Source organism: Neisseria sp. P0019.S003 (assembly GCF_051957115.1).
In the GTDB taxonomy this organism is placed as follows: domain Bacteria; phylum Pseudomonadota; class Gammaproteobacteria; order Burkholderiales; family Neisseriaceae; genus Neisseria; species Neisseria flavescens_D.
In genome coordinates this window covers 180,005-192,358 of sequence record NZ_JBQCWT010000002.1, presented here as the reverse complement: position 1 = coordinate 192,358, position 12,354 = coordinate 180,005, and the positions used below count along the sequence as shown (strand labels likewise).

The following is a 12,354-nucleotide window of genomic DNA, read 5'->3' as shown; positions in this document are numbered from 1 at the left end:
ATTGCTTATTTGATACTGGTACCGATACGGCTGAGTTCACCAAAGTTCATCCAAACGAAGAAGGCTTTACCGACGATCAGTTTGTCATCGACAAATCCCCAATAACGGGAATCGGCGCTGTTGTCGCGGTTGTCGCCCATCGCGAAATAACGGCCTTCAGGAACTTTACAGATAAAGCCATTACCGTCTTCTGCGTATTCGCAATTTTCCAAACCGCTTGTTTCAAGCGAGTAATTGCTTTCAGGCATCACTTCGGAAGTATATTTGTTCAATACGGCAATAGATACGGAAGGCTGACCGGCCTCTTTGATAACGTCAAAATTTTTGCCGTTTAAGGCCGTCTGAAAACGCTCAAGCGTATGAATCATAGACGGATCAGTATCATCTGCGTATTGATAATTGCCATTTGGTTTTTCGGAAATAATTTCTCCGTTAACAGTCAAAACCTTATCACGGTATTCCACAACGTCGCCCGGAATACCGACGATACGTTTGATGTAATTCATCTCAGGCTGAAGTGGGTAATTGAACACCACGACATCGCCTCGGGCAATGTTGCCGACAGGGATAATGACCTTATTCAAAATCGGCAGGCGGATCCCGTAAGAAAATTTGTTCACCAAGATAAAATCGCCTTTGACCAAGCCCGGACGCATGGAGCTGGACGGAATTTGGAACGGTTCGGCAATAAAGCTGCGCAACACAAAGATAACCAAGATGATGGGGAAAAAGCCGCCCATATAGTCGGTAAAATGCGCATTGTCTTCGCCGGTCTCGCTTTTTTTCAGACGGCCTTTATGGATTGCCCAAACAATACCGGTGAACACGACAAACACCAGTAATACGGCGGTAAAGCTCATAAATTCGGACAAAATGCCGAATACGCCGACCATGCACAAGAGATAACTCCATTGCAGGCCAGAGCTCCATTCTCCGTTTTCCTGACGCTCTTTGCTGCTTTTGAAGTTGAGGACCAAGCCGGCCAGCAGTACAACGATTGCGCCTAAAGTCAGATTTATACTCATTATTTATCACTCACTTGCAGAATCGCCAAGAACGCGCTTTGCGGGATTTCCACATTGCCCACTTGTTTCATGCGGCGCTTACCTGCTTTTTGTTTTTCAAGAAGTTTTTTCTTACGCGTAATATCGCCGCCGTAACATTTCGCCAAAACGTTTTTACGCAGGGCTTTAACGTTTTCACGGGCGATAATCTGACTGCCTATGGCGGCCTGTACAGCAATATCAAACATCTGGCGTGGAATCAGTTCGCGCATTTTTGCTGCCAGCTCACGACCGCGGTGAACGGCACTTTGACGGTGGACAATCAGGCTTAGGGCATCGACTTTTTCGCCATTGACCATAATGTCGAGCTTAATCAAATCAGACGGTTGGAATTCTTTGAAATGGTAGTCCAACGAAGCATAACCGCGCGAAGTCGATTTAAGTTTGTCGAAGAAATCCATTACGACTTCGTTCATCGGCAAATTATAAGTCAGCATGACTTGACGGCCCATGTATTGCATATTGACCTGAACGCCGCGCTTTTGGTTACACAAAGTCATGACGTTGCCGACATATTCCTGCGGCACAAGAATGGTCGCAGTGATAATCGGCTCAAGAATGGTTTCGATAGTGCTGATTTCAGGCAGTTTGGACGGATTTTCAACTTCGATTTTCTCGCCGTTTTTCAACACAACTTCATAAACCACCGTTGGCGCAGTGGTAATCAAGTCCATGTCGAACTCGCGCTCCAAACGTTCCTGCACGATTTCCAAATGCAACAGGCCCAAGAAGCCACAGCGGAAGCCAAAGCCCAATGCTTGGGAAACCTCAGGCTCAAATTTCAACGAAGCATCGTTCAGCTGCAATTTTTCCAACGCATCGCGCAAGGCTTCGTAGTCGTGGCTTTCCACGGGATAGAGACCGGCAAATACTTGGCTTTGTACTTCTTGGAAACCGGGCAACGGCTCAGAGGCAGGGTTGGCAACCAAAGTAACTGTATCGCCGACTTTAGCCTGACCCAATTCTTTTACGCCGGTAATCAAAAAGCCTACTTCGCCGGCTTTGAGTTCTTGTTTTTGGACTGATTTCGGCGTGAATACGCCCAGCTGCTCAACCTGTGTTTCCGCCTTAGTACTCATAAAGCGCACTTTGTCTTTCAGCTTGATGGTACCGTTTTTCACACGAATCAGCATGACTACGCCGACATAGTTGTCAAACCACGAATCGACAATCACCGCTTGCAACGGCGCATTTTCATCGCCGGTCGGCGCAGGGATTTTGGCAATGATTTCTTCCAAAACATCTTCCACACCAATGCCGCTTTTTGCAGAACATTGCACCGCACCAACGGCATCAATGCCGATAATGTCTTCAATTTCCTGCTCCACGCGATCGGGTTCTGCGGCAGGCAAGTCGATTTTGTTCAAAACGGGCACAACTTCCACGCCCAAATCAATCGCGGTATAGCAGTTCGCCACGGTTTGCGCTTCTACACCTTGGGACGCATCGACCACCAAAAGCGCGCCTTCGCAAGCTGACAGCGAACGGGAAACTTCATAAGAGAAGTCAACGTGTCCCGGAGTATCAATCAGGTTGAGCTGATACACCTGCCCGTCGCGTGCTTTATAGTTGAGCGCGGCGGTTTGCGCTTTAATGGTAATACCGCGCTCTTTTTCGATGTCCATGGAGTCGAGCACCTGCGTACTCATTTCGCGCAAATCCAAACCGCCGCAGTATTGGATAAAACGGTCGGCAAGCGTCGATTTACCGTGGTCGATGTGGGCAATAATGGAGAAATTCCGTATGTTTTTCATATTGTTATTAAGATAAATGCAATTAAAGTCGGAAAGGCCGTCTGAAAAAACAGGGATTCGGTTTTCAGACGGCCTTAGAATAAGGTTGAATCGTTCCGTATTCTAACGGAAATTCAACGTTTCTGCATGATTTTATAGCGATTTGACAATCTCGGTTACCATCTTCGCCGAGCTGACAGCCGCCGTTTTCAAAAACTCTTCAAAGCTGATGTCCGCTTTCTCATCTGCCGAATCGGATACCGCGCGAATAATCACAAACGGCACTTCCAACTGGTAACAAGTCTGCGCAATCGCCGCAGCTTCCATTTCCACTGCTTTTACTTCTGGGAAATGGCTGCGGATTTCCGCGACACCTTCGCTGCTGTGCACAAAACGGTCGCCACTGACAATCAGGCCTTGCGTGACAGCCGCTCCGTCAAACACTTGCGCCGCCTTTTCTGCTTGGCGAATCAAGTTTGAATCCGATGCAAACACGGCAGGAAGTTGCGGTACTTGTCCCCAAACATAACCAAAAGCCGTTACGTCAACATCATGATGCGCCACAGTTTCGCCGATGACCACATCACCGACCTTCAGGCCCTTGCCCAAACCGCCTGCACTGCCGGTATTGATGACGCAATCCGGTGCAAACTGATGAATGACCCAAGAAGTCGAAACCGCCGCATTGACTTTACCGATACCGCTCAAAACCAATACCATGCGTTTTCCGGCCAATTCGCCTTCATACGCTGAGAATTTACCGAAAGACACATGCTTGACATTGGCCATGCTTTCACGCAAAAGCTCAATTTCCTGTTCCATTGCGCCGACCACAGCAATTGTTTGTACTGACATCTCATTACCTTTCCATTCACTAATCGGGCAACATTATAACAGCAGAATTTAAAATCACAGGGATGCTGAAAAATCTGCTATATTCCCAGCACGACACTCAATTTAAAACAGATAGCCACTCTAGCTGGCAAAACAGCAAATAATGATTGCTTCTGTTATAATTATTCTCAATAAAATAACTCTATTTTAAATACCTAAATTCTTATGTTTAACGAAAATACTCCGGACGCAAAAGAAGAATTGTTCGCTTGGCTACGCCATATGAACAAATACAAAGGCTCCGACCTTTTCATTACCACCAATTTCCCGCCGGCCATGAAAGTGGACGGCAAAATCACGCGACTGAGCGATGAGCCGCTGAGTGCTGAAAAATGTATGGAAATCGCTTTTTCGATTATGTCTTCCAAACAAATCGAAGAATTTTCTTCCACCAACGAATGCAACTTCGCCATCAGCCTGCCCGATACCAGCCGCTTCCGTGTCAATGCTATGGTTCAACGCGGTGCAACTGCTTTAGTGTTCCGCTCCATTACCAGCAATATTCCAAAATTTGAAACGCTCAATCTGCCCCCTATTCTGAAAGACATTGCCCTCAGAAAACGCGGCCTGATTATTTTTGTCGGCGGTACAGGTTCGGGCAAGTCCACTTCCCTCGCCTCTCTTATCGACTATCGAAACGAAAACAGCTTCGACCACATTATCACCATCGAAGACCCGATTGAGTTTATCCACCAACACAAAAACTGCATCATCACCCAACGCGAAATCGGCGTAGATACCGAAAATTGGCCGATTGCATTGAAAAATACCCTGCGCCAAGCACCGGATGTCATTCTGATTGGCGAAATCCGCGACCGCGAGACCATGGATTACGCCATTTCCTTCGCGGAAACCGGCCATTTGTGTATGGCGACACTGCACGCCAACAGTACCAACCAAGCGCTCGACCGCATCATCAACTTCTTCCCCGAAGAGCGCCGTACCCAGTTGCTGACCGACTTATCGCTCAACCTGCAAGCCTTTATTTCACAACGACTTATTCCCCGTGAAAGCGGACGGGGTCGTGTGGCGGCGGTTGAAGTTTTGCTCAATTCGCCGATTATTGCCGACTTGATTCAAAAAGGCGAAGTTCACAACATCAAAGAAATGATGAAAAAATCAACCGGCATGGGCATGATCACTTTTGACCAAGCCTTGTATGATTTGTATGAAAACGGCGATATCAGCTATCAAGATGCTATTAAAAATGCCGACTCCGCCCATGATTTGCGCTTAGATATTCAATTACGAAGCCGTCGTGCGCAAAATGCCGGTCCGGATTTAGAATTGATTTAACAGCTTCAAAGCATAAAAAAAGGCCGTCTGAAACCTCACCACGAGTTTCAGACGGCCTTTATTCCATCAAATAATCAAGCCTGTTTCAATTTTGCATCGGCATCACGCAATGCAGTACGCAGACCTTCCTCGATAACCGGATGGTAGAACGGCATATCCAGCATTTGCGGAATCGTCATCTTCATTTGATGCGCCCAAGCCATCAAGTGTGCTAAATGTTCGGCAGCAGGGCCGACAACTTCCGCACCAATGAAACGGCCGGTTGCTTTCTCAGCATACAAACGCATATGGCCTTTGTTTACCAACATAACACGGCTGCGGCCTTGGTTTCGGAAGGAAACTTCTCCGATGACAAACTCATCAGGCTGATATTTCGCCGCAACTTGCGCGTATTTCAAACCGATAGTGGCAATTTGCGGACTGGTGAATACCACGCCGATTACGCTACGGCGCAAACCACCCTCAATATTCGGGAAAATAGCGGCATTGTGACCGGCAATTTTGCCTTGGTCGGAAGCCTCATGCAGCAGAGGCAATTGATTGGACGCATCGCCTGCGATAAAGATATGCGGAATGCTGGTTTGCATGGTCAGCGGATCGGCAACAGGCACGCCACGCGCATCTTTTTCGATATTCAGGTTTTCCAAACCGATATTGTCCACGTTCGGACGGCGACCGGCGGCAGCCAAAGCATATTCGGCATGGAACACACCTTTTTCGCCATCTTGTTCCCAGTGAACTTCAACATTGCCTTCTGCGTCCAATTTGACTTCGGTTTTAGCATCCAAATGCAAAGTCAACTCTTCACCAAAAACGGTTTTGGCTTCTTCAGCGACAACAGGATCGGAAATACCGCCAATAGCACCGGCCACGCCAAAAATTTCAACCTTCACGCCCAAACGATGCAAAGCCTGACCCAACTCTAAGCCGATTACGCCAGGGCCGAATACGGCCACACTCTTAGGTAGGGTATCCCAAGAGAAAACATCATCGTTCACAATCAAGCGATCGCCCAAAACTTCCCACTGTGGGAAAATCACAGGGCGCGAACCTGTGGCAATTACAAAACTTTTTGCAGTGATTTGAGTATGGTCATCAATTTGGACGGTGTGTTCGTCAACAAATTTTGCCGTACCCATAATGCGCTTGTCGGCAGGCCACTCTTCTACATCGCTGACCACAAAACCGACAAAACGGTCGCGTTCGGACTTCACGCGGTGCATGACTTCTTCGCCGTTTACCGTTACGCTGTCTTTATCCAAATGCACACCAAACGGATCAGTATGCAGAGCATGATGGCGAGCTTCCGCAGCCGCAATCAGCAATTTGGACGGCATACAGCCGACACGTGCACAAGTTGTTCCGAATACATTGTTTTCAATCAGGTAAACATTGTCTGTATGAAGTCGGGCATTACGAAATGCGCCCATACCGGCTGTACCGCCACCCAGTACTACCACATCTGCTTGAATCTTTTTCATATTTTATCCTTACTGTCTATATCCAAACCGATATTGCCATCAGGTTATCCGTTTTTAGACGGCCTAAACTTCATAAACTATCAAAATTTAAAAATTAATAGCCAATACCTAAATATCGATTTAAAACAATAATCTCAAATTCTACTTGTAAATATAGAGTTATTCAGAACGCCGATTTGCAAACGTCGTCTGAATAACTCTATATTTGGTCTTTCAGACGGCCTTTTCAAGCCGTCTCAAGCATACAGGCAATTAGTTTTTAGCCAAGTAAGCTTCCAAGTCTTCGCTGCCGCCGATATATTTGCCGCCGATGAATACTTGAGGAGCAGTCATCTTGCCGGTAATAGCGCGTACGGAAGTAACAGTTGCATCTTTGCCCAATACGATTTCTTCGTAAGACAAGCCTTTGTCTTGCAGCGCTTTTTTAGCTTTAGCGCAGAATTGGCAGCCAGGTTTGGTGAAGATGGCAACAGACTCTTGAGCTTTCCAGTCAGGAGCAATGTATTTCAACATAGTGTCAGCGTCAGACACTTTGAAAGGATCGCCTGGTTCTTCAGGTTCGATAAACATTTTTTCAACCACGCCGTCGTTAACCAGCATGGAGTAACGCCAAGAGCGTTTACCGAAGCCCAAGTCTTCTTTGTCAACCAACATGCCCATGCCTTCAGTGAATTCACCGTTGCCATCAGGGATCATGTAGATGTTGTCGGCTTCTTCTTCAGCAGCCCAAGCGTTCATTACGAAAGTGTCGTTTACAGATACGCAGTAGATTGCGTCAACACCGTTTTCTTTGAACGCACCAAACAATTCGTTGTAGCGTGGCAGGTGAGAAGAAGAGCAAGTTGGAGTAAATGCGCCAGGCAGAGAGAACACGACTACTTTTTTGCCTTTGAACAAATCATCAGTAGAAACATCTTTCCAAGTGTCGCCAACGCGAGTGTGGAATACTACGGAAGGTACTTTTTGACCGGTACGATCTTGCAAAGCCATTTTTAAGCTCCTTAAAAATTCAGGTTTGAGAAATGAATCAATGCTTGCATTTTAATGCAGGCTTATCGATTTGTATAATTTATAGTTCAAATAATATTAATTACATCAAACTATCAATTCAATTAAACCGAAAACAGCTATTCTTCTAAATGAAGGCTATCTGAAATAAAACAAGTACCTGACTGAAATTATTTTTTAGGTAAGGGCTGAACGGGCGAATCCGAAGCCACAATTTCGCCGATGGCTGTTTCCGCAATATCCTTCAAAGCATAGCGGTCTTTATCCGGCATATCTGTCGGTTTGTATTGAGGCGAGAAATCCAAGCGGATACGGATTTTCTTCATCGAAACAATGCGCCATAAAGATTGAAACAGGTTTACCTCCGCATAAGATGGCAAGTCCGTCCGTTGTCCTTCGCCATCATAATAGCGCAAAGTTACCGCCTGAATCGGCGCTTTCGCATCAATAGCCGATTGGAACAAGGCAGCTTTAAACGGCAAAATACCCAAGCCGGAAGAAGTGCGCGCCTCTGGGAAAAAACTTACATTATGCCCTGCTTTCAATGCCGCACAAATCGCCTGATTAATCGGCTCGATATCTCGGCGGGAATTGCGGTTGATAAACACCGTGCCGGCATTTTTACCCATTTTTCCCAAAACCGGCCAACCGCTGATTTCCTGCTTGGCAATAAAACTGCTCGGATAAACGGCGCTCATGGCAAAAATATCCAACCAAGACACATGGTTGGCCACTACCAATGTACCGCTCACATTTCCTTGAGGCGGTACGCCGATTTCCAATTCGATATCCAAAGCATCCAATGCGCCTTTTCCCAAAACAACCACCGCATGATTGCGTTCCTCTGCATTATTGCCATCGATGGCACGCAAATTCCGACCAGTTCGGAACAACCAAGCTGCCAAACGGCAAAGCCTGCCCAGTCGTTTAAAAAAAGGAGCTTTTTGTTTAGACATAAAATTTCTTCTGTATGGTATTCATTATTTTCAGACGGCCTCTGACATTTAAGGCCGTCTGAAACTATTTCTGGCAATTTGGACAATAAAATGTTCCACGCTGCCCCAAAGTTTCTTTAAAAATCAACCCGCCACACTGAACGCAAGGCTCGTTATGACGGCCATAGACCGTATATTCCTGCTGGAAATAGCCGCTTTTTCCATCGCTATTAACGAAGTCTCGCAGCGTACTGCCGCCGGTTTCAATCGCCCTTTGCAGAACCGCTTTAACGGTTTCCACCAATAATGCACATTCTTTTTTGGTCAACTTATTCGCCGGACGCAATGGCGAAATACCTGCCTTAAACAGACTTTCATTCGCATAAATATTGCCAACGCCAACCACCACCGCATTATCCATCAGCGCTAATTTAACTGCACGCTTTTGGGTTTTCAATTTCTGATACAGGTAATTTGCATCAAAATCACCCGAGAGCGGCTCCGGCCCCAACTTTTCCAACAGCGGATGATGTTCGGCAATACCCTCATACCACAATACCGCACCAAATTTACGCGGATCGTGATAACGCAATACGGTACCGTCATTAAATACAAAATCCAAATGATCATGTTTATCCGGCGTGGCGATACGCTCATCATCGGCGGTAAAAATCCGCAAACTGCCGGACATACCTAAATGAATAAGTAAAATACCCGTTTCAAAAGTAATAATCAAATACTTCGCACGCCGACTGCATGCCAAAACTTTGCGCCCGGCCAAAATTTGCGCCAAGTTTGGATGAATAAGCCATCTCAATTTAAACTGGCGAATAATGACTTTTTCTATCTTCTTGCCATCAATATGAGGCGCGATTCCGCGTAAAGTCGTTTCCACTTCAGGTAATTCAGGCATCGTTCTTCTCCAAATTCATCATTAATATACAGGCCGTCTGAAAACTATTCGGCCAAACGTGCCGTACTTAAAGCAACCGTATTACCATCAAATGCAGATTCCAATTCAGGCAAAGGATGGACACCAATCAAATGTTTCGTTAACACCATCCCATAAACCGCTGCACACTGCGGCCACCACCTATCCCCTGCCTTTTCCATAAACTGCCAAAACTTCAAAGCAGAAGGCGAATTCACAGCAGGCAGATAATCCATAAACTGCCCATATTCTATTTCAAAACCAATATCTGCAATTTTTCGTTTCAACTCAGCCAGAGCCAAGCATTGAGATTTCAAAGGCAGCTTTTCCCCATCAAACCAAGAGCTCAACCCCCACAAAGATTTAGGGTTGAACCCCGTCAAAATCAACCTGCCTTCAGGTTTTAATATCCTAAACGCCTCTTGCAACACCAAATCTGCAGATGAAACTTCCAAAAGATGGGGCATCAATAACACATCCACGGAATGCGTTTCAAATGCCAACATTTCAGCATCCATCCGCACATCGCGAGGCACTACAATCATGTTTTCAGACGGCCTCTGCCATACACCGCCCAATTGAACCGCCACCTGCCTATTCAAATACTGCAAATGCCGTCTGAAAAAATCCGCCTCTTTTTGAGCAAGATATTGCCCCATTGGCGTTTGCATAAAAAAAACTTCCACTAAAGGCTCCCCTATGCATCCCGACTTGTGTGACAGAATTTTAACACCACGGCCACATCACACAAGCAAATTCCCTGCTCGACTTGACGTTTAAATGCTGAAACGATACTATCAAAAAGACGAAATTTTATTATATATTTGATAACTTTATTTACTATGGCAAAACTAAAAACCATCGCTCTGACCGTTTCAAGCCTGTCGGCGGTTTCCGCCACAGCCTATGCGCAAAACGCTACGCCCAACCAAGTCGGCATGGCCATGATGCGCCTCAACTCCGCCCTGCTCGATCAAGCCAAAGCACAAACCTTCGGCTCCGGCAGCTTATGGGCATCGTTGCGTAAAGACTTCCGCATCAACGAAGTCAACACAGAACTGGTTCGCCGCCATGAAAACAAATTTGCTGCAAACAGCGCATATTTCGACCGCACCATCTCCCGCAGCAAACCTTATATGTACCATATTGCCAATGAAGTTAAAAAACGCAATATGCCCGCCGAAATTGCTTTGCTGCCTTTCATTGAAAGCGCATTCGTAACCAAAGCCAAATCACACGTCGGCGCATCCGGCCTGTGGCAATTTATGCCGGCTACCGGCCGCCACTTCGGCTTGGAAAAAACACCTTTGTATGACGGCCGCCACGATATTTACGCTGCTACCGATGCCGCATTGAACTACCTGCAATACCTGCACGGTATGTTCGGCGACTGGTCTTTGGCCCTTGCCGCTTACAACTGGGGCGAAGGTAATGTCGGTCGCGCTGTCAACCGCGCTCGCGCGCAAGGTTTGGAACCGACATACGAAAATCTGCGTATGCCGAACGAAACACGCAACTACGTCCCCAAACTTTTAGCCGTACGTAATATCGTTGCCAATCCGCAAACTTTTGGCATGAATATCAGCGAAATCAGCAATCAGCCGTATTTCAAATCTGTCAGCATCGACAAACCTATTGATAACAGCACAATCGCTCGTTTTGCAAACATCAGCGAAAGCGAACTGTTGGCACTCAACCCAGGTTTCAATGCTCCGGTATTTATCCCTAAAAACAATCGTCGTCTGTTGTTGCCGGTTTCTGCGGTTTCCGCATTTGAGAAGAACTACCGCAATGCCAATCCAGATACTCTGATGTCTTGGGATATCTATACTTCTTTGGGCAACAAAAAACTTAATGCCATTGCCAACGATACCGGCATGAGCGTAGCCGAACTCAAACGCCTCAATGGCCTGAGCGGTAGCGCCATTTCTGAAGGCCGCAGCATTTTGGTGGCTAAAAACTCAGCTACCCAAAGTCAAGACATTATTAACTTTATCGACAAAGACAATACGCCGGATACTTACCAATCCAATATGCCGGCTATGTCTCCAATTATTGCTTCCAGCGTAGCAGAACCGGTTAAAGTTGCTCAAAATACCGTGACCAATATTGTTGCGCCTGTTGTACCACAGTCCAGCAAACCGGTTGACTTTATTGCACGTAGCAAAGCTGAAAACGTTACTTCTGTAGCAGTAACAGAAACCAAAGCACAGCCTCAAGTTGCAAATGCGGAAGTAGCCGCCCCTGTTGTAGCCATGCCCCCCTATACTACTGCTGAGCCTGCTGCCATAAATGTTGCAGAAGCACCAAAAGCAGCCATCCCTGCCGACTTGACTGCGCCGACTGTTGCCGCAAACGATGTAGCCCCTACTCCTGCAGTTGAATCTGTTGCTGTTGCTCCGGTTCAAGAAGAGCATGATGACCTGATGGCCTTGGTACAAAGCCGACCTGCAGAGGAACCTGCAGCGACTATTGCTGAAGCGACTCCTGAAGCCAAACAAATTCAAACTGTTGTTACTGCTGAAAGCGCTCGTGCCGCACGTATCGCAGCCAATACTGTTAAACAACAACAACGCATCAATGCACGTCTTGCACGTGTAAATGGACAACAAAACACACAAACTGCAGCACTTGCAGCAGGCACACACCGCGTAGAAGATGGCGATACGCTGTTTAACATCTCCAAACGTTACAACTTGAGCGTAGCTGATTTGATTATTGCCAACAACATCAAAGGTAACAATATCAAAAAAGGCCAAATCCTCCGTGTTACAGCTGCTCCGGCAAAAGTCCGCAGCAACCCGATTCAAAACGTTTCCTACACTGTACGTAAAGGTGATACTTTGAACACCATTGCCAACCGTTTCAATGTTGATGTTAATGAGATCCGCCGTTGGAACCGCAATACCCGTACCGTGACCCCTGGTCAACGTTTGAAACTGATCGGTAGCTAATACTTGCTTCAAAACAAAGGCCGTCTGAAATATTCAGACGGCCTGAGACCTTTACAAA

The 12,354-nt window shown here is 46.5% G+C and carries 10 protein-coding genes; 2 read left to right on the top strand and 8 right to left on the bottom strand.

The genetic code is table 11. The annotated features are described in order from the left end of the window. Positions 1-5 precede the first annotated feature (5 nt). The 3 genes from lepB to ACTHTS_RS04010 all read right to left on the bottom strand — a co-directional run bounded on the left by lepB (position 6) and on the right by ACTHTS_RS04010 (position 3,652). Positions 6-1,025, bottom strand: coding sequence for a signal peptidase I (gene lepB, locus ACTHTS_RS04020; protein WP_063068814.1), 1,020 nt, complete (start codon positions 1,023-1,025; stop codon positions 6-8). Then, positions 1,025-2,818 carry a translation elongation factor 4 gene (gene lepA / locus ACTHTS_RS04015; protein ID WP_440369286.1) on the bottom strand — a complete coding sequence of 598 codons (1,794 nt, stop codon included), beginning with the start codon at positions 2,816-2,818 and terminating at the stop codon, positions 1,025-1,027. Before lepA ends, lepB begins: the two co-directional genes overlap by 1 nt. Before the next feature lie 132 nt (positions 2,819-2,950). Further along, positions 2,951-3,652 carry a 5'-methylthioadenosine/adenosylhomocysteine nucleosidase gene (locus ACTHTS_RS04010; RefSeq protein WP_440369285.1) on the bottom strand — a complete coding sequence of 234 codons (702 nt, stop codon included), beginning with the start codon at positions 3,650-3,652 and terminating at the stop codon, positions 2,951-2,953. 204 nt (positions 3,653-3,856) lie between these two features. Here ACTHTS_RS04010 and ACTHTS_RS04005 point away from each other — a divergent pair, with 204 nt between their 5' ends. Further along, positions 3,857-4,987, top strand: coding sequence for a PilT/PilU family type 4a pilus ATPase (locus tag ACTHTS_RS04005; protein ID WP_440369284.1), 1,131 nt, complete (start codon positions 3,857-3,859; stop codon positions 4,985-4,987). Between the two features lie 74 nt (positions 4,988-5,061). Here the strand turns inward: ACTHTS_RS04005 and ACTHTS_RS04000 are convergent, their stop codons facing one another. The 5 genes from ACTHTS_RS04000 to ACTHTS_RS03980 all read right to left on the bottom strand — a co-directional run bounded on the left by ACTHTS_RS04000 (position 5,062) and on the right by ACTHTS_RS03980 (position 10,028). After that, the gene (locus ACTHTS_RS04000) at positions 5,062-6,468 is read right to left on the bottom strand and encodes a dihydrolipoyl dehydrogenase (protein WP_049331494.1); all 1,407 of its coding nucleotides are present in this window, start codon (positions 6,466-6,468) and stop codon (positions 5,062-5,064) included. A 252-nt stretch (positions 6,469-6,720) separates the two neighbouring features. Further along, positions 6,721-7,458, bottom strand: a complete 738-nt coding sequence (locus ACTHTS_RS03995; protein ID WP_004520136.1) for a redoxin family protein — start codon at positions 7,456-7,458, stop codon at positions 6,721-6,723. Between the two features lie 188 nt (positions 7,459-7,646). After that, complete coding sequence (locus ACTHTS_RS03990) at positions 7,647-8,432, bottom strand: 1-acylglycerol-3-phosphate O-acyltransferase (protein ID WP_440369283.1); 786 nt, start codon at positions 8,430-8,432, stop codon at positions 7,647-7,649. A gap of 64 nt (positions 8,433-8,496) precedes the next feature. Further along, entirely contained in the window at positions 8,497-9,324 is an 828-nt protein-coding gene (gene mutM, locus ACTHTS_RS03985) for a DNA-formamidopyrimidine glycosylase (RefSeq protein ID WP_440369282.1), read from the bottom strand. A 44-nt stretch (positions 9,325-9,368) separates the two neighbouring features. Next, positions 9,369-10,028, bottom strand: a complete 660-nt coding sequence (locus ACTHTS_RS03980; protein WP_440369281.1) for a class I SAM-dependent methyltransferase — start codon at positions 10,026-10,028, stop codon at positions 9,369-9,371. 156 nt (positions 10,029-10,184) lie between these two features. Between ACTHTS_RS03980 and ACTHTS_RS03975 the strand changes: the two genes are divergently transcribed. Further along, the gene (locus ACTHTS_RS03975) at positions 10,185-12,296 is read left to right on the top strand and encodes a LysM peptidoglycan-binding domain-containing protein (RefSeq protein WP_440369280.1); all 2,112 of its coding nucleotides are present in this window, start codon (positions 10,185-10,187) and stop codon (positions 12,294-12,296) included. The last annotated feature ends 58 nt before the right edge of the window (positions 12,297-12,354 follow it).

Excerpts from the sequence above, each read along its gene's own strand:
- lepB (WP_063068814.1), bottom strand. The coding sequence starts at position 1,025 with ATGAGTATAAATCTGACTTTAGGCGCAATCGTTGTACTGCTGGCCGGC.
- lepA (WP_440369286.1), bottom strand. The coding sequence starts at position 2,818 with ATGAAAAACATACGGAATTTCTCCATTATTGCCCACATCGACCACGGT.
- ACTHTS_RS04010 (WP_440369285.1), bottom strand. The coding sequence starts at position 3,652 with ATGTCAGTACAAACAATTGCTGTGGTCGGCGCAATGGAACAGGAAATT.
- ACTHTS_RS04005 (WP_440369284.1), top strand. The coding sequence starts at position 3,857 with ATGTTTAACGAAAATACTCCGGACGCAAAAGAAGAATTGTTCGCTTGG.
- ACTHTS_RS04000 (WP_049331494.1), bottom strand. The coding sequence starts at position 6,468 with ATGAAAAAGATTCAAGCAGATGTGGTAGTACTGGGTGGCGGTACAGCC.
- ACTHTS_RS03995 (WP_004520136.1), bottom strand. The coding sequence starts at position 7,458 with ATGGCTTTGCAAGATCGTACCGGTCAAAAAGTACCTTCCGTAGTATTC.
- ACTHTS_RS03990 (WP_440369283.1), bottom strand. The coding sequence starts at position 8,432 with ATGTCTAAACAAAAAGCTCCTTTTTTTAAACGACTGGGCAGGCTTTGC.
- mutM (WP_440369282.1), bottom strand. The coding sequence starts at position 9,324 with ATGCCTGAATTACCTGAAGTGGAAACGACTTTACGCGGAATCGCGCCT.
- ACTHTS_RS03975 (WP_440369280.1), top strand. The coding sequence starts at position 10,185 with ATGGCAAAACTAAAAACCATCGCTCTGACCGTTTCAAGCCTGTCGGCG.